The organism is Actinomyces israelii DSM 43320, from assembly GCF_000711965.1.
Taxonomy (GTDB): domain Bacteria; phylum Actinomycetota; class Actinomycetes; order Actinomycetales; family Actinomycetaceae; genus Actinomyces; species Actinomyces israelii.
This window is the reverse complement of record NZ_JONS01000041.1, coordinates 1-21,363: the sequence shown is the minus strand read 5'-3', so window position 1 is coordinate 21,363 and position 21,363 is coordinate 1. Positions and strand designations below refer to the sequence as shown.

The window sequence follows — 21,363 nt, the reverse complement described above, 5'->3', positions numbered from 1 at the left end:
GGACATGATCAGGCGCAGGCGAGCTCGCGGCTGGCGCTCTTGAAGATGTTCCCCTCGTCCCGCATGAGGTCCAGCACCTGGTCGAGGAACCGCCTCGCGGTCTGCGCCGCCTTCGAGGGGAGGTCGCTGGACACCTCCAGCGAGATCGCCACGCTGGAGATGCTGGGCGTAGGACGCACGTCAATAACCGCCAGCCCCTCCCAACCGCGGGACAGCCCACGGGCCTTGACGTCCAGGTCGCGGACCAGGGCCGGGATCGGTCGAGTTCCGCACCGAGATCGGTTCACTTCCGGCTCAAGATCGGTTCGAAGCGCCCACCGGGTGCCGCCATCCTCCGGGTGCCGCCCGCCCGAAGGGCCTCCAAGGCCTCGACGAGCCCCGAGCCGGCACCGGGAAGGCTCCGGAGGGGCCGGCGCCGGCGGGCAGCGTGGGCCGACGCCGAGCATCGACGACGGTTGACGGCGCGGACGGAGCTTGGCCGCATGGGCGCGCCCTTCTCCCATCCTTCTGACCTCCACCCCCAGAAGGACTGGGACAAAATGTACGTTGACGCCGGGAAGGCACGTCCGCGCCCCACCACGGCCGAGGCACCCAACCGGCCCGGCTCCTGCTCGCGGTTCCGAGGCCGCCGGTTCGGGCGTCTCGAAGCGATCTCGAAACGGCACCGAACCGATCATGATGGATGGGCGTCATCGGAAGCGCCGTCCTCCCCGGGATTCCGCTCGCGGCTGAGTGCGCCGCACGCGAGCGGCACGGGCGCCCCGGTCGGCTGTACGCCGTTGGCAGAGCACCGACGCGCTGCGGTCGGGACTCGTCGTGCCGTCGCGCCGTCGTCGGGAGCCGTCCATATAATTTGCCCGCGCATGTAATTCGCCTCAAACTCGAAGTCAATCCGAAGAAGCACTATGAGTATCCTCGCCCGCATCCAGTGGCACGACCGCCCGTATGACGGCATCGCCCACTACCTCTCCGATGCCCGGGCATCGTTCGCTGCCTGGGCGACAGACGGCGCCCAGGCCGAGCTGCCCGACGGCGAGCACACCGTTGCACTGACCGACCGGCAGCGCACGGTGAGAATCCGCAGCCCGCACGGCAGCGTCCCCGGGGACGATGCCGACCTCACCAGCTTCGAGGGGATCGTCTGGGACACGATGGCCGGCGCCGTGGGTACGACGACGCGCTGGGAGGTCGTCGTACGGGCCGTCGGGAACGACGAGCGCGTCGACGTCGTCGTGGAGAACCGGATGGAAACCTCCGACCCCACCCGGCGGCCGCCCATCGAGCGGCCGCGTGTCGTCGACGACCTGCTCGCGATCCCGGGGGCGCCGAGCCTGGGGATGTCGCGGCTCCTGTCCGCGCCCGAGGCCATACCCGCCATCGGCATCCCGCTCCTGGTCGACAAGGTGCTGCGCTCGTCGGGCCGCCGGCTGCCGGCGATCGTCTGCACCCAGCCGAACCACGACGACGAGGACGCCTGGCTCATGCGCGCCCGGGTGATCGCCGAGCGCGCCCGGGGGCTCGCCACCGTCTTCACCCTGGACCGCGCCGCGGCCCGGGTCTTCCGGGAGCGCCTGGGGAGCCTCGCGGCATGGGACGGCAGCGTCCGCGTCTACTCGCCGGCGCCCCTGGACCAGGACGGCGACGGGCGACGCCACCGGTACTTCCTCCTCAACCGCTTCCAGCCCTCGTGGGGGCCCGGCGTCGACCGTGTCATCGAGACGGCCGCCGCGCTGTCGGCACGGCTGCCCGCACCGCCGACGCTCGCCGTGTTCTCCCCCTCAAGCGGGTCCGACGGCGATGGCGTGGCATCGCCCGACCAGGTGTCGCTCCTGGAGGGCGAGCTGGCGGACGCGCTGTCCCAGGCCGACGCCCTGCGCGAGGACCTTGAGGAGCGTGACGGCGAGGTGAACCGGCTCCGCGGCCACCTTGCGCGCCTGCGCTCCCGGCTCGACGAGATCGGCCGGCCGGAGATCTACTGGGGGGCCAAGGACGACCCCGGCACCGACGTGCCCGACACCGTCCAGGACATCGAGGAGGCCGTTCTGGCCGCACAGACCTACCTCGTGGACGACCTGTGCCTGCCCGACACCGCCAAGCACGATCTCGACCGCCTCGTCGCGATCCCCCAGGCGACCGTCTGGGGGGACACCACCTGGCGGGGGCTGCGGGCGCTGGCCGCCTACGCCAGGCACTGCCGGGAGGAGCACTTCTCCGGCGGGTTCTGGGAGTGGTGCCACCTGGGCTTCCCCGAGAGCTGGCCCGCCACCGACAAGAAGCTGTCGATGACCGAGAGCGAGACCGTCCGCAACGCCCCCAAGTTCAACGACCGCAGGCTCCTGCCGGTGGCGAAGGAGGTCCATCCCAGCGGCAGGACCTATATGTACAGCCACCTCAAGATCGCCGAGGGCGGCAAGGACCTCGCCCCGCGCGTCTACTTCCACGACGACACCGACGGTCGCACGGGCAAGGTGCACATCGGCTTCATCGGCCCCCACTACCTCATGCCCAACACCCGCTCTTAAATTCGGCGCACGAGGGCCGGGACCCCTGCTCGAGGGCCCGCTCGGCGCCGCTCCCCGGCGTCGAGATAGACATTTTCGTATGAGGTAGACGGTGTCACCGTCTACCTCATACGAAAATGTCTATCTCGACGGGGACTCCGTGCCGCCCATGCCGCCGGAGCCCATGTCCATGGTGTCCATGGTGGCCTCGGGCGGGCTGGCGAGGAGATCGTCGTAGGTCGTCTCCCGGGCGCCGGCGGAGGCGGTGTACTTACTGACGGAGTCCTCCTTGCCCAGTGCCAGCACGTGCGTGGCCATCGGGGTCTCGACGTCGGGGGCGACGACGTAGCCGGCCGAGCCCGCCTCGATCCACCTGCCCGTGTCATAGCCCTTGACGTAGATCGCCTGGACGTCGCCGTCCTTCAGGCCCTGCTCCTGGTGGTAGACGAAGAGCTCGCCGACGTCGTCGAACTTCCAGACGTCCTCGACGCCGATGATCTCCCCGACGTGCCGCATATCCGTGATGTGCATCCCGCAGCGCGCGCACGTGTCGCCGGGCTCCACCTCCACCGGGCCGTCGGCCTCCTGCTTCTTCTTCCCGCAGGCGGCCAGGGCGCTCGCCGCGAGGGCGGACAGGGCCGCGGCGCCGCCGATCAGGGCGCGCCGCCCGACGACGGCGCCGGTCTCATTCCTCATCTCAGTCTCAGCTCTCTTTCCTCGTCCAGAGCGCACGAGCGGGGGCGGGCACGTCCCAACGAGCCCGCGCGACCCCGGGCCGGGAGGCAGCCCCGTGGCACGCGTCACCCCGCACCCGATCCCCCCCCGGCGCCTCAAGAAAAAGCATAGTGGCCGGCGCGGCGCCCGAACAGGGGGCGGGCATCCCGACTCAGCGGGGCAGGTCCGGGTCGTCCACGCCCAGGATGGCCTCGCGCAGCACCCGGGCGTGGGTGTGGTTCCGGTCGTGCCCGGCGATCAGCAGGGTCACCCGGCCGCTCAGCGCCTCGGCGCGCAGCCCGTCGACCGCCTCGCGGGCGGCCGGCTCCTCCTCCAGCTCGGCGCGGTAGGCGGGGACGAACTGCTCCCAGGCGAGGTCTCCGGAGTGGAATGCCCGGCGCAGCGCCGTCGACGGCGTGGCGTCCTTGGCCCACTCGTCCAGCGCGGCGCGCTCCTTGCTCACCCCGCGCGGCCACAGGCGGTCGGCCAGGACGCGCCGGCCGTCGTCGGGCGAGGGCTCGTCCCGCACCCCCTTGATCACGACGGCGGAGGCGGCAGGAAGATCGATCCGATCAGGGCTCATACCCCCACTCTATCCCCAGGCGGACGCGGACAGGAGAAGCACGACGCCGCACCACCCGCCTGACGCCCGCCACAGGCTGCCGCCGCGAGCTGCGCCCCCTCAAAAAGGTGGCTCCCACGCACTTTTAAAGCGATCACCCCTCCTGGGCACGGTGGGGATCGGCGTGATTCCGCGATTCTACGACGAGGGCGGGGCGGAAGCCGGTGCTAAAAGTGCGTAGGAACCACCTTTTCCCGGTCGATGTCGGCCTCCCGGGGCCTCCTGAGGAATCCCGGAGAGCTGATGGAGGCCCGGCGACGGGCCCCGCAAACCCCCTTGAACCGATCTCGAGCCGGAATACGACCGATCGCGGCGAAAGCAGGCGGGCGGCCCCGCAACCGGCCCGTTAGGGCTCGACGAGCACCGCGACCGTGCGCGCGGGCACCGTCACCGTGCCGGTGGCGGGGTCGAAGCGCGTCTCGCGCACCACCGGGTCCGCCCCGCCGGCCTGGACATCGGAGAGCACCAGGAAGCGCCCCACAAGGGTGTCGACCCGCTGACTGATCTCATGGGGCGTCGCGTTGAGCACCACCACGACCCCATCCAGCGCGGGGTCCACGTCCGCCTCGCCGGCGCCGTCATCGATCACCATGACGATGACGCCGGGCTGCGCCTGCGGCCCGCAGACCGGGAAGCTCACGCGCTCGCGTATGAGCTCGGCCGACCCCAGGGAGAACAGCGGCGTGCTGCGCCGCAGGCGCAGCAGGTCGAGGGCCTGCGCCTGGGCGACGGCGATGTCGTGGGTGGTGGGGCGCAGCTCGTCGCGGGCGAGGAGATCGGCCTGAATGATCCAGGACTCGAAGTTGCGGTCCGCCGGCGGCAGTCCGCGCCCCCAGCCGTTGTCCCGCCCGGTCCAGTCGATGGCGTTGAAGTGGTCGCCGGAGTCGCGGGAGTCGGCGTCGAGGGACTTGCTGCGCAGCATCTCGCACCCAGCCGCCCAGAAGGCCGGCGACTGACCCAGGGTGACGGCGGCCAGGCACAGGGTGTTCATGCGCACCCGGTCCGCCATGGAGGTGGTCAGAGGCAGCTTGTAGGCGAGGCGGTCGAAGAGGGTCTCGTCGTTGTGGGACGACACGTAGGCGATGGAGTCGGCGGGCTGGACGCCGTAGGCCGCCGGGGAGTCCCCGTACCCGATCTCCTCGCCGCGGCGCCAGTGCCCGTCGGAGGTCAGCAGCGTGAACTCGCGCAGGTTGCCCGCCAGCGACAGCCGCATCAGGTCGCTGCGCCAGGCGAGGTCCCTGCGCGAGGCGTCCTCCCTGCGGCTCTCCAGGGCGTTGGGGTCGGTCACCTCCCCGCTTCCCAGGCCCTGGTCCGTCCGCGGGTCGGGCTGCTCGACGCTGCCGCCGTGGACGGCGTCACGGACGCGGTCGTTGAAGGTGCCGATGCCCAGCTCGCCGAGCTGACCCTGGGACGCCTGGCGGAACAGGACGTTGTCGTCCACCTCCCCCATGTGCCAGCCCTCGCCGTAGAGGTAGATCGGGTGGCCGACGGCGTCCTCGGCGACCTCCTCCAGCGCCTCGCGCAAGCGCGCCATCGTCCCGACGCTGTGGTAGCCCATGAGGCCGAAGCGGAAGCCGTCCACCCGGTAGTGGCGCACCCACGCCACGCAGGCGTCGATCATGAGCCGCTCGGCCATGGCGCGCTCGGTGGCGACGTTGTTGTGGCAGGTGCTCATCTCGACGGCGCCGTCGGCGTCGAGGCGGTGGTAGTAGCCGGGCACGATCCGGTCCAGCACGGAGTACCGGTCCTGTCCCGCCGCCGCGGTGTGGTTGTACACCTGGTCGAGGACCACCTGCAGGCCCATGCCGTGCAGCGCCCCCACCATCTCGCGCACCTCGCGGGTGCGGGCGCCGCCGTCCTGGCGGCCCTCCCGGGCGTAGGAGCCCTCCGGGGCCATCCAGTGGTACGGGTCGTAGCCCCAGCTGTAGGCGTCCTGGTCGGCGACGGCGGTCACGGCCGCCTGGGGGCGGCGCGAGGCCGCGGAGGCGTCGGCCGGGATCTCGGGGACCTGCTGGTCGGCCCGGTTCTCGGGGACGGAGGCGATGTCGAAGATCGGCAGCAGGTGCAGGGTGTCGATGCCCGCGCTCACCAGCGCGCCCAGGTGGCGGGTGCCGACCGAGTCAACGGTGAAGGCCGCGTAGGTGCCGCGCAGCTCGGGCGGCACGGAGGCGTCGATGGCAGAGAAGTCCCGCATGTGCAGCTCGTAGATGACGCGGGCGGCGTCGGAGTCGACAACGGGGTTGAGGTTCTCGCACCAGGAGGAGGGCTTGAGGGCGCGCTGGTTCAGGTCGACGGCGACCGAGCGGCGCGAGTCCAGGGTCAGGGCCGTGCTGTAGGGGTCGGTGACCAGGTTGAGCTCGATCCGGCCGGTCGAGGGGACGAAGACCTCGACCTCCCACAGGTACTGGGCGCCGGCGCCGACACGGCCCGCGCCCACCTCCCACCGGCCGTCGTCGCACCGGCAGGCGGGCAGACGCGCGGGCGGGCCGTCAACCAGGGGCGCCGAGCCGGTCGCGTCGCCGGTCTCCCAGGCCAGCAGCGTGACGGCCAGGGCGGTGGGCGCCCACAGGGCGAAGGCCGGGAGCGCGTCTCCGGCGGGGACCGTGCGCCCATCGCCGGAGCCGGGACCGGAGGCCGCCTGCGAGCCGGGGGCCCCGACGTCGGAGCCGGCGCCGGCAGCGCCCCCCGCGTCCCCGGGCTCGGCACCCGCGACCTCGACGAAGCGGACCCCCAGGGGCGCCGAGCCGTCCCTCGCCGAGGCGGCACGCCCCCAGAAGCGGTCGATCACCGGCCAGATCTGGACCCCCGTGAACGCGGTGAGCCAGCCGCCGCTGGCCACGGTGGTGCGCTGGACGACGGCGAGCTGCCCGGTCAGAAGCGCCTCGACGTCCTCGCGCCCCAGGCGGGGGGCGCCGAATTCGTCGGCGGTGGTCAGGGCCAGGTAGCCGGCCAGCTGAGGGTGAGCGGCCACGACCTCGGGGGCGACCTCGCCGGTCAGGACGAGCGAGAGCTCGAATCCCCGGGACCCGCGGTGGAGCATCCCGTTCTCGACTCGGACCTGCCCGTCGGGGGAGACGACCAGCCCGAAGCTGACCGGCGGGGCGCTGCGAGGGGGGCCGCCGCCGGGGCCCACGCACATGGAGGGCGTCACCCCGTGGGGAAGCAGGTCGACGGGCCAGGCCAGGGTCGTCTCGTCGACCCAGTAGGCCCGGGTCTGGCCGATTCCGGGGATACTCCGCCGCACCGGGGCGTCATGGTGACGGTACGGACCCGGGTCGGTCGGCCAGTCGGCCGGCACTGCGCCGTCCGGACTCTCCGCGCCGGGTCTGGGGTCGACAGTCATGGGGCACCACCTTCCTGATGACAGGCACAGCCTTGCACGTCGGGTCGTCTCCCGCCAGGTCCGGAGGACTCGAGTCGCACCCGCATCGCCCGGACCACGGGGGCGACGGCCACGCATGTGCGCCGCACCACTCGACGTCGCGGCGCCGGAGAGCAGCACGGGAGCGGCACAGACCGGGCAGCCGGGCGGCACGGCGGCCGTCGTCGGAACCCCAACCGACGACGGCCGCCATCAGGCGCTGCACCACTGCCCGGAGCGCCCAGCCGGGCTCAGCGGACCGGCCCCACCGGCCGGCCCGGGCTTGATCGCGTCAGGCGACGCTCGCCTCGTAGACGCTCTCGGCGGTGGCCGCGAGCGTGGCGTCGAAGGCCTCCTGGCTCTGGCCGTCGCTCAGGCCCTCCAGCAGGGCACGCGAGAAGCTCGCGATGAGGCCGGGGTTGCGGGCCAGGCGGGCGTTGGCGTCCTCGCGCTCGTAGCCGCCGGACAGCGCCACCACGCGCATGACACGGGGGTGCTTCATGAGTCCGGAGTACAGGCCGTCCACGGTCGGGATGCTCACCTTGAGCATGACGTCGCTGCCCTCGGGCAGGGCGTCGAGGTGCTCGGTCAGCGCCGCCACCAGGAGCTTCTCGGCCTCGGCCTTGTCGGCGGCGTGGATGTCGACCTCGGGCTCGATGATCGGCACCAGCCCGGCGGCGATGATCTGCCTGGCGATCTCGAACTGCTGGTCGACGACGGCGCGCACGCCCTCGGGGTCGGCGGCCAGGATGACCGAGCGCATCTTGGTGCCGAAGATGCCGGCCGCCACCGCGCGGGCGAGCAGCTCGTCCAGGCCGGGGATCGGCTTCATGACCTTGGCGTGGTGCTCCTCGTCGGCCAGGCCCTTGTCGACCTTGAGGAAGGGGACGACGTGCTTGACCTCCCATAGGTACTCGGCGGTGGGGCGGCCCTCGATCTGCCCGTCCATGGTCCGCTCGAAGAGGATGGCGCCGATAATGCGGTCGGAGGTGAAGGACTTGGAGGTGATGACGCGGGTGCGCATGGCGTGGACCAGCTCGAACATCTCGGCGTCGTTGGAGTAGCGCTCCGGGCCGACGCCGTAGCCGGCCAGCGCCTTGGGCGTGGAGCCCCCGGATTGATCGAGCGCGGCGATGAAGCCCGCTCCGTGTCGCATCTGCTCGGCCTGCTGATCGTTCACGGTCTCTCCTGTGCTTGCGGCTGCCGCGGCGCTTCCGCGGTCGGGCCGGACCGGCCCTGCGACCACCACCTTACATGAGATCGATTCTCATGTGCACCCCAGGGGCGCGCCGCCTCGCCCCTTTTGCCGAGGTCGGGCGTCAGGGGCGGCCGGGCGGCGCCGTGCTTCCGCGAACCACCAGCTCGGTGGGGATGAGGATCTGCCGACCACCGTCCCGCCGGCCGGAGGCCACCTGCTCCAGGACCAGCCCGACCATCTCGACCCCGGCCCGCCGGAAGTCCTGCTTCACCGTCGTCAGGGGCGGGAAGCTGTACTCCCCCAGCGACAGGCCGTCGAAGCCGACCACCGAGACGTCCTGCGGCACGCGCCGCCCGCACTCGTGCATGGCCCGGATGAGGCCGATCGCCACCTCGTCGTTGGCGCAGAAGACCGCCGTCGCCCCGGGCTCGGCCGCCAGGCGCTCCCCGGCCGCGTACCCGGAGGCCGCGGTCCAGTCCCCCGGCACCGGGGCCGGCACCGCCGCACCGGCCTCCTTGAGGCGGGCGGCCCAGGCGGCCGAGCGGATGAGGGCGGACTGGGAGTCCTCCGGCCCGGTGACGTGGTGGACCGTGCGGTGCCCGAGCGCCAGGAGGTGGCCGACGGCGTCGCGCACCCCCTGCACCTGATCGGCCGAGGCGGAGGGGTAGTAGCCCACGAGCGCGGAGTCCGACACGGCCACCGGTACGCCCGCAGGCAGGGACAGGTGCTCGCGACCGGCGCGACCCGCCTGGACCACGACCAGCCCGTCGACGGTCTGATGGGCCAGGCGCAGCACGGCGGTGCGCATGTCCTCGGAGGCCGGGCGCTCCACCTGCACCATGGAGACGGTGTAGCCGGCCTCCCAGGCCGCCGCGAGCACGCCCTCGGTGGTCAGCGCCTCGCCGGTGCGCTGGATGTGCTGGGTGACCACCCCGATCGTCCGGAACGAGCCCCTGCGCAGCGCCTGGGCGGCGAGGTTGGGCGAGTAGCCCAGCTGCTCCATCGCCCGCAGCACCTTGTCCCGCGTGCCGGGGCGCACGTTCGCGGCGCCGCTCGAGACCCGGGAGACCGTCTGGGTCGACACGCCGGCCAGCCGGGCCACGTCCGCGACCGACGGGGCGCCGGACCGGCGCCGTCGCGATCCTCCGGCCTCACCCATGAGGCCGAGGCTACCAAGCGCTCCGGCCGCGCTCGGCAAGCCATCTATGTTAACGATATTGATCATGGACGTCCACCATCGCCTACGGGCAAGTAAATTGCTGGCATAGCAATCGCTTCTGCGCATGTACTTGACTCTAGCAGATATGTTAACGTCGACATCCAGGTTCGCACTCCCATGCGGGCACGGCGGCGCCGGCGGCGCTGCGCTTCCGACGGCGGCAGCGCAGCGCCGCCGGCGCCGCCGGCCCGGACATGCGGGGGACGCGAGCTGAGGCGCGCCGTGCCCGCCGGGCCCGACGCCATCGTCCCAACCGCACCCAGGAGCACCAATGACGATCGTTCCCAGGCACTACGAGGACCTCGGGGTCCTCCACGAGAACACCCTGCCGCCGCGCGCCTACTACCTGCCCGCGTCCGCGCCCATCACCCCCGGCCCGCGCGCCCGCGAGCGCTCCGACCGCGTCCACCTGCTGAGCGGCCGGTGGTCCTTCGCCTACCACCCGAGCATCCACGAGCTGACCGAGCCCTTCTGGGGGCGCGACATCCCGCTGGAGGGCATGGAGTCCGTGCCCGTGCCCAGCAGCTGGCAGCACCTGGGCTACGACCGCCACCAGTACACCAACGTCCGCTACCCGATCCCCCTCGACCCGCCCCGCGTGCCCCAGGACAACCCCTGCGGGGTCTACCTGCGCGACTTCGAGCACACGGCGGTCCTGGAGGCCCCGCGGACCCACCTGGTCTTCGAGGGTGTGGACTCCTGCTTCTACGTGTGGCTCAACGGCGTCTACGTGGGCTACAGCCAGGTCTCCCACGCCACGAGCGAGTTCGACGTGACCGACGTCGTCGAGCCGGGCACCAACCGCCTGGCCGTGCTCGTGCTCAAGTGGTGCGACGGGACCTACCTGGAGGACCAGGACAAGTTCCGCACCTCCGGCATCTTCCGCGACGTCTACCTCCTGTCCCGCCCCCGCGCGGCTCTCGCCGACTACGCCACCACCACCTCCCTGTCGCCCGGGGCCGCCGCCGTCACCGTGCGCGCCTCCTTCCGCGGCGGGTTCGCCCCCACCTCGCTGAGGCTGCACGACGCCGATGGCGCACTCGTGGCCGACGGCGCCCTCGCGCCGGCCGCGGACGGCTCCGAGCTCACCCACTGCGCCGTGCTGCACGTGCCCGACCCGCACCCGTGGACCCCCGAGGACCCCTATCTCTACACCCTGACCATGGCCACGGACCACGAGGCGATCACCGACCGGGTGGGTCTGCGGGAGGTCGACGTCGTCGACGCCGTCCTGCGCCTGAACGGACGGCCTCTGACCCTGCGCGGCGTCAACCGCCACGACTCCGACCCGGTCACCGGGCCCGCGATCGGCCTGGAGCACATGGAGCGCGACCTGGCCCTCATGAAGCGGCACAACATCAACGCGGTGCGCAGCTCCCACTACCCCAACGACCCCCGCTTCTACCAGCTGTGCGACGAGTACGGGTTCGTCGTCATGTCCGAGGCCGACAACGAGAGCCACGGCACCCAGGCCCGCATGCTGGCCGACCCCTCCTGGGCCAGCCAGGTCGAGCACTGGAACGAGCCGATCGCCGACAACCCGGCCTGGACGGAGGCCACTCTTGACCGGGTGCGCAGCTGCGTGGTCCGGGAGCGCAACCGCCCCTGCATCATCTCCTGGTCGGCCGGCAACGAGTGCGGCTACGGGTGCACCTTCGAGGCGGCGCTGGCCTGGATGAAGCGGACCGACCCCACCCGGGTCACGCACTACGAGAGCGCCTACTACCGCGACTCCAAGCGCGCCTACGACTACTCCAATATCGACCTGTACTCCCGGATGTACCCGTCCCTGGAGGAGGTCCGCGACTACCTCGGCTCCGACCCGGACAAGCCCTTCATCCTGGTGGAGTACTGCCACGCCATGGGCAACGGCCCGGGCGACCTGGAGGACTACTGGCAGATCATCCTCGACGACGAGCGCGCCTGCGGGGGCTTCGTGTGGGAGTGGTGCGACCACGCCGTGCTGGCCGGGCACGACGAGTCCGGCCGGCCCGTCTACCTCTACGGGGGCGACCACGGCGAGGCCGTCCACGACTCCAACTTCTGCGTCGACGGGCTCGTCTCGCCCGACCGGGTGCCGCACGCGGGGCTCCTGGAGCTCAAGAACGTCCAGCGCCCCGCGCGCGTGGTCGGCTACGACCAGGAGCGCGGGCTGGTGACCGTCCGCAACGACCTCGACTTCACCGACCTCGACCAGTACGCGACCCTGTCCTACGAGCTGCGCTGCGACGGCGACGTCGTGGAGAGCGGGCCCCTGGAGCCGCCCGGCCCCATCCCGCCCCACACGGCCGTGACGCTGCCCTGCGCGCCGGAGGTGCCCGACGCCGGCCGCTGCCACCTGGTCGTCACCTCCCGCCTGCGCCGCCCGGCCCCGCTGCTTGAGGCCGGCCACGAGCTCGGCTTCGACGAGATCCCCCTGGCCAACGCCGACCCCCGGCACCGCGCCGTGGCCGCCCTGGGGCCGGTCGCAGGCTGCGCGGGCGCGGCCGCCACCGTCGAGTGCTCGGGCTCGACCGCCGTCGAGCAGGACGGGTGCGAGGTGACCCTGGCCGGCGGCGACCTCGCCGTCGTGCTCGACACCCGCACCGGCCTGCCGCAATCCCTGCGCGTGGACGGCCGGGAGCTGCTGGAGCGCCCGATGGAGCTCAACATCTGGCGCGCCCCCACGGACAACGACCGTCACGTCCGCGAGCAGTGGGAGCGGGCCGGCTACGACCGCGCCGCCGCGCGGGCCACCCGGGTCTACTCGGCACGGAGCGCCGGCCAGGAGGGCACGGTCTCCCTCCACGCCGACATCTCGGTGGCCGCCGACGCCCTCCAGCCGGCGCTGGGCGTCCGCGCGGTGTGGACGGTCACCAGGACGGGGGAGCTCGCCGTGAGACTGCGCGCGCACACGTCCGCGGGCTTCCCCGGCCTGCCGCGGTTCGGGCTGCGGCTCTTCCTGCCCGAGGCCATGCAGAAGGTCGCCTACTACGGCCTGGGGCCGGGAGAGAGCTATGTCGACAAGCGCCGCTCCTGCCGTCACGGCGAGTTCACGACGACGGTCGCCGAGCTGGCGGCCGAGCTCCACCGGAGCTGCATCCGCCCCCAGGAGAGCGGCAGCCGCGCCGACTGCGAGTACGTCACCCTCTCCGACGGCGCCCTGGAGCTGACCGCCGTGGGGCTGCGACCTTTCTCCTTCAACGCCTCGCCCTACACCCAGGAGGAGCTGACCCGCACCGCCCACAACGTCGAGCTCGCGCAGTGCGGGAGCACCGTCCTGTGCCTCGACGGCGCCATGGCCGGCATCGGGTCGGCCAGCTGCGGTCCCGAGCTGCGGCCCGAGTACCGGGTCGACGGCGGGGCGCTCGGCCTCGACCTGGTGCTCCTGCCCCTCCTCTCCTCCCCCATCCCCGCTCAGCACAATGAGGTGAACTGATGAACGAGAAGAAGTACCTGAAGTGGTACAACAAGGTCGGTTACGGCTCCGGCGATATCGCCGGGAACGTGGTGTACGCGCTCCTGTCGGCCTTCGTCATGATCTACCTGACGGACACGGCCGGGCTCAATGCGGGCGTGATCGGCACCCTCATGATGCTCGCGCGCATCTTCGACGGGGTCTCCGACATCTTCTTCGGCGCCATTATCGACAAGACGCGCACGCGCATGGGCAGGGCCCGGCCGTGGATGCTGTGGGCGTTCTTCGGGTGCGCCGCCCTGATCGTGGCGATCTTCGCGATTCCGGCCGGTCTGGGGGACAATGCGAAGTACGCCTGGTTCTTCATCGCCTACACCCTGCTCAACGCGGGCTTCTACACGGCGAACAATATCGCCTACTCGACGCTGACCGCGCTGATCACCAAGAACAGCGCCGAGCGCGTCCAGATGGGATCGATCCGGTTCATCTTCGCCTTCAGCACGAGCCTGCTCATTCAGACCGTGACCGTCAAGGGCGTCGAGATCCTCGGGGGCGGCGAGCAGGGGTGGCGCACGATCGCGATCATCTACGCGCTCATCGGGCTGGCGGCCAACACCATCTCCGTCATGTCCGTGCGCGAGCTGCCCGACGAGGAGCTGGAGGACCGCGCCGGGGCCGGGGCAGAGGCCGGCGCGTCCGACGCAGAGCCCAGTGCTGCGGCCGACAAGCCCACCGCCCGGGAGTCCGCCCGCCTGCTCCTGGGGAACCGGTACTACCTCATTATCCTGGTCGTCTTCGTCCTCACCCAGGTGTTCACCGCGACCCTCAATATGGGCATCTACTTCATGACCTACATCCTGAAGGACGCCAACCTGCTGGGCGCCTTCGCCTGGGCGATCAATATCCCGCTCATCGCGGGCCTGGTGCTCACCCCTGCGATCGTCTCCCGGTTCGGCCGGATGCAGGGGGTGACGACCACCGGGTACGCGATCGCCGTCATCGGGCGCCTGGGCGTGGTGGTCGCCGGGTACCTGGGCAGCGTCCCGCTCATGCTCGTCTTCACCGCCGTGGCCTCCATCGGCATGAGTCCGCTGCAGGGCACGCTCAACGCGCTCATCGCCGAGGCCTCGGAGTACACCTATCTGCGCAGCGGCAAGCGCATTGACGGGATCATGTTCTCCTGCACGTCGCTGGGCGTGAAGGTCGGCGGCGGCGTGGGCACGGCCATGGCCGGCTGGCTGCTGGCCTCCAGCGGGTACGTCGCCAACGCCGAGACGCAGCCTGCCTCGACCATCTCCATGCTCTACTTCATGTACCTGTGGATCCCCGCGATCGCCAACGGGATCATCCTTCTGCTGCTGTGGCGCCTCGATGTGGAGAAGGCCAACGACCGCCTGCGCGCCGAGCTCGCCGCCGAGGGGGCTGAGGCCGCGGAGGGCGCGAGCAGCGCCAATGGCGCCGGCGACGCGACCGGGTCGGCCGACCCGGCCAGGGCGGCCGGTACAGGAGGCGCATCCGAGGCAGCCGGCGCAGACCGCGCAGCCGACCCGGAGTGAGGCTGCGCCGCCGACGCGGGGCCGGCGGAGGCGCCGCGGACCGCGCGGACGTCGGAGATGGCAGCAACAGCGCAGGCTGAGACTCCGTCTCCGTCCGGAGTAGCGCGGTCGTGCCGGACGGAGGCTGTGGCGCGGCAGTGCCGAGAGGCCGCGCAGAACAGCCCCGGGTGCCGGACGTCGTCGAGCGGACAGATGGCGACCGGCACCCGGAGCGCGTCGGACCCGACACGCGCGAAGCCACAAGCCACGCCCCATCGTCCCGCAAGCCGCCCGCTCCCGTCGGGGCGGGCGGTCGCCGCTCAGACCACCGCAATCTCATGCGCCGCTCGGCGGCTCAATACCGCCCCATCCGCTTGAGCAACATTGGGCATAAAGACCCATTGATGATTTGGAGTGCCCTGCATGAACTTTCTGCATTGCAGGTCGCTCACTTCCTGAGTTTCCTCCCCTGAGCCGCACGGACCTGCCTTGGTGCGGCATTATTGAGGTGACCCCACAATGACCAGCGTCGTCTATCTAGAGCTCCGCCAGAAGGATCCTTACATTTATCGACGACCAAGGGCCGCTCGTTGACGAGCTTTCTGGCGCCGCCCCACCCCCTGCGGGCCATGGCCCAGCTGGGGCCCGAGCCCCAGAGGGCGGCCGACGTCGCCGCCCTCATGGGCCGCGAGTCGCCCCAGGGCGCCCCGATCCGCTCCCAGCTCATCGACATGGGCCTGCTCTACACGCCCCAGCACGGCTACGCGGCCTTCACAGCCCCCGACTTCGACACCTTCATGCTGCGCGCCGTCCCCGTGCTCGACGTCCCGGAGATCCACCGTCGCCGCCGGCGGCACTGACCGCGCACCGCACCGCACCGCCACATCGAGATCGGTTCACCTCCGGCTCGAGATCGGCCGTATTCCGCACCGAGATCGGTTCGGGCCGACGGCGCGGGGCGCCTCCTCCTTTCGGTGGAGGCCCCGCACGAATCGGCTCTTTCGACGTGTTCCGGTGTCGTTGTGCCGATTCCTAGCCTTGGACCGTCGTTCCGGGACCCGCCCGGTCGCCCCGTAAGGAGACAGCAGTGCCCCACCACCCTGCCAGCCACCCGCACCAGGCCCACCAGACAGCCCCGCCGGCCGCGCCCCCACTGGCCGCGGCCCCGCCGGCCGACGCGGTTGTCCAGGCGCGCAACCTCACCAAGGTCTACGGCACCGGCCCGGCCCGGGTCGCCGCCCTGAACAACGTGAGCCTGACCATCACCCGCGGCCAGTTCGCCGCCGTCATGGGCCCCTCCGGCAGCGGCAAGTCCACCCTCCTGCACTGCCTGGCCGGCCTGGACACCCCCACCACCGGCGACGTCCTCATCGCCGGCCGCCCCCTGTCCACCATGAACGACAGGCAGCTCACCAGCCTGCGCCGCGACCACCTCGGCTTCATCTTCCAGTCCTTCAACCTCCTGCCCACCCTCACCGCTGAGGAGAACATCCTCCTACCCACCCGCCTGGCCCACCGCAAACCCGACCCTGCCTGGCACCACACCGTCATCACCACCCTGGGCATCGCCGACCGCCTGACCCACCGCCCCACCGAGCTCTCCGGCGGACAACAACAGCGCGTCGCCGTCGCCCGCGCCCTCATCGGCCAGCCCCAGGTCGTCTTCGCCGACGAGCCCACCGGCGCCCTGGACACCGCCTCAGCCGCCTCCCTGCTGGAGACCCTGGCCCGCATGTGCGCCGAGCTCGGCCAGACTGTCGTCATGGTCACCCACGACCACAACGCTGCAGCCACCACCAACCGCACCATCCACCTGCGCGACGGGCACGTCGTCGGCGACGGCCCTGTGCACCACGCGGCCGGCGCCCACGCCGCGGGCACCCGCCCGAGGACCGGGCGCACCAGCGGGACGGAGGCCCGCTGATGCCCGCCCTGCTCGATACGCGCCGCATCACCGCCGCCCTGGTGGCCGTGGCCATGAGCGCCGCCCTCATCGCCTTCGCCCTCATCACCTCCGACACCCTGCGCACCCAGCTGCAGGCCGGCGCCCGCGCCTCCGTCGGCAACGCCGACGTCGTCGTCCTGCCCGGGCGGCATGAGGAGCATCTGTCCGAAGACACCGCGCAGAAGATCACCGCGGCTCCCGAGATCGAGAAGGTGCGACCGTATATCGAGGGACTCACCTACATCGACAATCCCGGCACCGCCAATGACTCCCACACCTTCGTCCTGGACGTCCCCGAGCTGACGGGTGATACGCGCCTGGAAGCCGGTCGCCTGCCCGCGACCGGCGGCGAGATCGCCGTCTCCCCCTCCTTCGTCCAGAGCCAGAGTGTCGAGGTCGGCAGCGCCGTCGCCTTCACGGACGGCGAGACCACCACCGGATCGCGCTCGACGGCGACCATTGTCGGCATTATCAAGCCGGCAGCCGAGCTGACTCGGCGCAACCCGGAGGACTCCTTCGTCTTCGCCACCGCGGACGAGCGCAGCGCCCTGGGGGTCAGCGAGGCACCCGCCGTCCTCTACGTCACCGGACGCGAGGGAACCTCCACCGACGACCTGCTGGACTCGGTGACGAAGGCCGCCGGCAACGCCCAGGTCTACACAGCCGACGAGATCGTCGCGATACGCGCCGAAAGCAACGGCGGCAGCAGCGCGTCCACCACGCTGCAGCTGCTCGTGATCCTCGGCCCCGTCTGCGCGATCGTGGCCGCAATCATTATCGCCAGCACCTTCACCACCCTGGTGGCCCGCCAGACCCGCACCACCGGCCTGCTGCGCTGCGTGGGCGCCTCCCGAGCCCAGGTCATGGGCGCCGTCCTGCGCACCGCCGCACTCACCGGCCTGCTCGGCTCCGTCATCGGGGCCGCGGCGGGAACCGGCGCAGCCGCGCTCCTCATCCGCTCCGGGACCATCAACGGTCTCGAGCCGCGGCATCTGACTATCACCTGGACCGCCCTGGCCCTGGCTGTCGGGATATCCGTCCTGGTCACCCTCGTCGCCGTCCTGCGCCCCGCCCGCCAGGCGGCCCGTGTCTCACCGCTGATCGCCCTGACCGGCCAGGTCGCCGACGACCGGGCCCTGGGCAGGCGCCGTCTGGCCGCCGTCATCGGGGGAGCCGTCATCGCCGCCGGGGGCGCCTCGATTCTCATCCTCGCGATGAACCTCAGGATCCTGCAGTACACGGTAGCCGGGGCCGTCATCCTCCTCCTCGGCGTCCTGGCCGCCCTGCCGCTCATTGTGGTCGGCGCCGCGCGGCTCCTCGGGCGCCTCGCCGGCGCCGAACGCGCCCCCATCCTCCATCTCGCGGCCCGCAATCTCGCCCGCAGCCCTGGACGCGCCGCCGCCATCACCGCTGCCCTCCTCGTATCCGTCGGCGTGGCCACCACCATGGTCGTCGGCGTGGCGAGCATCAACGCCTCCATGGACGCCTACCTCAACTCCAGAGCCCCCATCGACATCCGCATCGAGGGCATGACCGCGGGCTACGACACCGCCTCGCTCACCGCACAGATCCAAGGAATCAACGGCATCCAGACCACCACGCTCGTCCCCGAGCTCACCGTCCAAGCCGCCCCCGACGGCGCAGACTCCCAGGAGCTCACAGTCAACGTCGTCGACGAGCAAGCGGTCTCCCCCGTCATCCGCTCCCGGGTGGGTCTGGAGGGACTCGATGACAGCACCCTCATCATCGGCGGCCTCTACGACATTCCCGACGGCACCATGGTCACCCTCACCGGCCCCGCCGGCACCACCGCCCTGACCGCCCACGTCCAAGAAGGCGGATTCGGACCGGTTATCACCCCGGCCACGGCCCGGCAGCTGAACGGCGACGCCCCGACCGACACCGGGATGTGGGTGCGCGTCAGCGGCGACGGCTCCGGCCCCGCTCCGGCCGCCGGCGTCCGCGAGTCCTTGCGAGGCTCAGGCCTCATCGTCAGCTCCTCCAGCGACGGCCGAACAGCCTTCACCCAGGTCGTCAATCGTGTCATCACGGTGATCGGCACGGTCCTCGGGCTGACAATGCTCATCACCCTGTCCGGCCTGGCCAACACCACCGACATCAACGTCCTGGAACGAACCCGCGAGATCGGCGTCCTGCGCGCCACCGGCGCTCAGCGCCGAGAGATCAGGCGCCTCGTCATCGCCGAGGCCCTCTTCACCGCGGTACTCGGCGGCCTCATCGGTATCGCCCTCGGCTGCGCCCTGGGCATAGCGAGCAGCGAGGCGCTGCTCAACACCGACTCCGGAAACTTCGCAGTCATCAGCATCCCCTGGCCGGCCCTGGCAGGAATACTCCTGGCCGCCGGAGGCATTGGCGTACTCGCCTCACTACGACCCGCAGGACGCGCCGCCGCCGTAGCCCCGGTGACCGCCCTGGCGGCCGACTGAGCAATGAAATCACGCGTCTCGGGAACAGCACACAGCACAGCCCGACGCGACCCACAGACTGAGGTGCCTGGTGTTTCTTGGACAGTGGTGGAAAAGAAGACGAACTCGAGAAGCGAGGTTGAATCGGCTTGTGGCAGCACAGGGACTCGACAGACTCGACAGCCTTGACAGGCTCGGCGGTGGGCTCGAGGCGGCGGGTCGTCCTTGAGGTCCTGGAGAAGGACCGGACTGTCGTGGGGGTGGCGGAGCCCTGTGGGCTGGTTCCTTGGGGCGGTGGGGGGCTGGGTCATGAGGTGGCGGCAAGGGTCCGCCCGGAGTCCGCTGGAGCAGGGGTGAGCGCGGGGCGGTCGGTTGGGAGCAGGTGGCTGTGCGCCTGGCTGCGGGAGACCAGGATGGGGGGCGGGCTCCTGGGGGGAAGTGGTTTCCTTCCTTCGCCTGGAGGGTCCCGGTGGGCGCCCGGTACGCGTACCTGTGTCCACCGCGGTGGGCAGGCGGCTGGCGGGTCACTATCGGTGTGCCGCTGTCTGAGAGTATCCAGGTCCGGGTCGGGGTGCTGCGCCTGGGCGGGGAGGCGGCCGTCAGGGTCCGCACGAGGCGGGTAAGGGGGCTTGGCGCCCTGGTCGAGTGGGTCGGTCCTCAACGGCTCCCGCGCCGCCCTGTGGGCTGGCGCCGTATCCCGTGCCGCCGGGGTTCGCAGAAGCTGTTGAGACGCCCCCCCGGGGGGGGCGGTGCGCACCCGCCCTGCGCTCGGGCCCGCCAGGCCGCGGCCCCGCCGAGAGGACCCAGCGCCACCGCCCCCCCTGGGCCGCCGGGCCCGGAGTCTCACGCCCCGGCCCGGTCCGGGCGCGGGCTCCCGCCGCCGGCCAGCCGGGAGAACAGGTGGGTGGGCGACATCCACCTGCATCCGCACCCGGGGAGGGACCCGATCCGCCTGGCGACCGCTCCCGGGCTGCTGCACGAAGAAAGCAGTCGGGTACGCGATCGGGGCACGCGGCACCAGCCCTGGTGTGCGAGGCGATCGACACGGCGGCCCGCAGGCGCCCGACGAGAAGAGACGATATTCCACTCCGACCTGGGGCGCAGGACGCAGGGCGAGGTCAACCAGGAGCACCGAGCAACAAGACAAGCAGCCTGAGACACAACTTTCAAGGCTGTCCGAGACACGCCTGGCAGCCCATGCACTCTACCTTCCGGAGAACTGGAGAGTTATTCATGGAGTGTAGCGAATAACCCACCAAACTAATGATCAGCCCCATCAAACAACACAAGCAGAACCCCGTCTCATAAAGTTCCTTATAAGCGGGAAACTCGAAGGTCAAGAATTCATCGTGACTCGCCTCACTCTTCCTCTTGGGGACGGGCACGCCCGCCGTCGGACACGCCACTGCCCGGACGACACCAGCGGGGCCGGAGCCCTGCCGGGACCCGGCGGCGCCGACCCGGCTCAGCGGGCCGGCGCCGGCGTCGTCACAGGTTGACCTGCCGGGAGATAATGCCGGCCTTGGCGCGGCGGGCGGCGGCATCCAGCGGGGCGTCGTCGGCCAGGGTGGCCTCCAGGCGCTCGGCCATGGCCCGCATGGGCTCGGTGAGCTCGTCGGCCTCGGTGCCGGGGACCAGCTCCCACACGGGGATGGCCAGGCCGCAGGCGCGGAAGGCGCCCACGAAGCGGGCCCCCTCCTCCAGGTCCGACTCGCGGGCCGCGTGCACGCGCGCGAAGGCGTTGAAGAAGACGTCCTCGTCCTCGCCGCGCACCCAGCGCACGAACTCCTTGCCGTTCATGCGGCACCAGTAGGCCTGCTCGACGCCCGGCACGGGCGCGGTCGGGGCGATCTCGGCCTTGGCGTCCTCCAGGGAGCGCAGCACCTCCGGGTTGTCCGCGGTCTCGTCGTCGAGCCAGAAGTCGAAGGTCTCGCGCACGTCGAGCTGCGGGGCGGCTGCGGGGTCGAGGATGTCCTGGAGCCGCTCGCCGGGCTCAGGCAGGCCGCTGACCGCCAGCGCGGCGCCGGCGTCCAGGTCGAGGGCGTCCAGCAGGGCAGCGGCGATGTCGCGGCTGGCGTCCCCGGAGTGCATGCTGGTCTGCATGGCGACTAGGACCTCGCCGTCGGCGCGCTTGAGGGCCTGGGCGAGCTCGGGCAGCAGGGTGACGAGCCTGACGTCGCCCCCGCCGTGCTCGGCGTTCAGCCGCACGGTCATGGCGGCGGCGGGCAGGATCTGCATCATGGCGACCAGCTCCCGCTCGCCCGCGAGCCCCTCGAAGGGGCGGGCCACGAACGGGATCTGCTTCTTCTTGGGGGCCTTGGTCGCGGCGTCGGCCCGGCGCCTCTGACGGTTCTTCTTCGACATGCCGGCCAGACTACCGGGCGGCGCACTCGCCGTCGCCGCCCCACCTGCGTCGAGATAGACATTTTCGTACGAGATCGGCGG

Annotated in this window: 14 protein-coding genes; 6 read left to right on the top strand and 8 right to left on the bottom strand. The window is 71.4% G+C overall.

The features are described from left to right. Positions 1 to 8 precede the first annotated feature (8 nt). A complete protein-coding gene (locus tag O145_RS12285) occupies positions 9 to 287 on the bottom strand; it encodes a hypothetical protein (protein ID WP_052375103.1) in 279 nt (92 codons plus the stop codon). A 618-nt stretch (positions 288 to 905) separates the two neighbouring features. Here O145_RS12285 and O145_RS12280 point away from each other — a divergent pair. Next, on the top strand, positions 906 to 2,522 hold the full coding sequence (locus O145_RS12280) for a hypothetical protein (protein WP_052375102.1): 1,617 nt from the start codon (positions 906 to 908) through the stop codon (positions 2,520 to 2,522). Between the two features lie 120 nt (positions 2,523 to 2,642). On the opposite strand, the gene O145_RS12275 is transcribed toward O145_RS12280, so the two are convergent. The 5 genes from O145_RS12275 to O145_RS12255 form a co-directional block, all read right to left on the bottom strand. Then, positions 2,643 to 3,197, bottom strand: a complete 555-nt coding sequence (locus O145_RS12275; protein WP_043563430.1) for a nitrous oxide reductase accessory protein NosL — start codon at positions 3,195 to 3,197, stop codon at positions 2,643 to 2,645. A 190-nt stretch (positions 3,198 to 3,387) separates the two neighbouring features. Continuing rightward, on the bottom strand, positions 3,388 to 3,798 hold the full coding sequence (locus tag O145_RS12270) for a DUF488 domain-containing protein (RefSeq protein ID WP_043563428.1): 411 nt from the start codon (positions 3,796 to 3,798) through the stop codon (positions 3,388 to 3,390). Positions 3,799 to 4,183: 385 nt separating this feature from the next. Next, on the bottom strand, positions 4,184 to 7,180 hold the full coding sequence (pulA, locus tag O145_RS12265; RefSeq protein ID WP_043563426.1) for a pullulanase-type alpha-1,6-glucosidase: 2,997 nt from the start codon (positions 7,178 to 7,180) through the stop codon (positions 4,184 to 4,186). A gap of 310 nt (positions 7,181 to 7,490) precedes the next feature. Further along, positions 7,491 to 8,378 (bottom strand): fructose bisphosphate aldolase, encoded by an 888-nt coding sequence (locus O145_RS12260; protein WP_043563424.1) that lies wholly within the window; start codon positions 8,376 to 8,378, stop codon positions 7,491 to 7,493. Between the two features lie 139 nt (positions 8,379 to 8,517). After that, positions 8,518 to 9,555, bottom strand: a complete 1,038-nt coding sequence (locus O145_RS12255) for a LacI family DNA-binding transcriptional regulator (RefSeq protein WP_052375101.1) — start codon at positions 9,553 to 9,555, stop codon at positions 8,518 to 8,520. A gap of 331 nt (positions 9,556 to 9,886) precedes the next feature. Between O145_RS12255 and O145_RS12250 the strand changes: the two genes are divergently transcribed. Together O145_RS12250 and O145_RS12245 are read left to right on the top strand one after the other, a co-directional pair. After that, positions 9,887 to 13,033: a glycoside hydrolase family 2 TIM barrel-domain containing protein gene (locus O145_RS12250; protein ID WP_043563423.1), complete on the top strand. Its 3,147-nt coding sequence runs from the start codon at positions 9,887 to 9,889 to the stop codon at positions 13,031 to 13,033. Next, positions 13,033 to 14,568 (top strand): MFS transporter, encoded by a 1,536-nt coding sequence (locus O145_RS12245; RefSeq protein WP_043563421.1) that lies wholly within the window; start codon positions 13,033 to 13,035, stop codon positions 14,566 to 14,568. Before O145_RS12250 ends, O145_RS12245 begins: the two co-directional genes overlap by 1 nt. 299 nt (positions 14,569 to 14,867) lie before the next feature. Here O145_RS12245 and O145_RS19640 read toward each other — a convergent pair whose 3' ends face one another. Further along, positions 14,868 to 14,999, bottom strand: a complete 132-nt coding sequence (locus tag O145_RS19640) for a hypothetical protein (RefSeq protein WP_267489937.1) — start codon at positions 14,997 to 14,999, stop codon at positions 14,868 to 14,870. A gap of 138 nt (positions 15,000 to 15,137) precedes the next feature. Here O145_RS19640 and O145_RS12240 point away from each other — a divergent pair, with 138 nt between their 5' ends. The 3 genes from O145_RS12240 to O145_RS12230 all read left to right on the top strand — a co-directional run bounded on the left by O145_RS12240 (position 15,138) and on the right by O145_RS12230 (position 18,939). After that, positions 15,138 to 15,407 carry a hypothetical protein gene (locus O145_RS12240; RefSeq protein WP_229118547.1) on the top strand — a complete coding sequence of 90 codons (270 nt, stop codon included), beginning with the start codon at positions 15,138 to 15,140 and terminating at the stop codon, positions 15,405 to 15,407. Between the two features lie 293 nt (positions 15,408 to 15,700). Next, on the top strand, positions 15,701 to 16,471 hold the full coding sequence (locus tag O145_RS12235; RefSeq protein ID WP_052375110.1) for an ABC transporter ATP-binding protein: 771 nt from the start codon (positions 15,701 to 15,703) through the stop codon (positions 16,469 to 16,471). Next, positions 16,471 to 18,939 (top strand): ABC transporter permease, encoded by a 2,469-nt coding sequence (locus tag O145_RS12230; RefSeq protein WP_043563417.1) that lies wholly within the window; start codon positions 16,471 to 16,473, stop codon positions 18,937 to 18,939. The genes O145_RS12235 and O145_RS12230 overlap by 1 nt, the downstream gene beginning before the upstream one ends. 1,467 nt (positions 18,940 to 20,406) lie before the next feature. Here the strand turns inward: O145_RS12230 and O145_RS12225 are convergent. Next, a complete protein-coding gene (locus O145_RS12225) occupies positions 20,407 to 21,282 on the bottom strand; it encodes a DUF5926 family protein (protein WP_043563415.1) in 876 nt (291 codons plus the stop codon). Between the last annotated feature and the right edge of the window lie 81 nt (positions 21,283 to 21,363).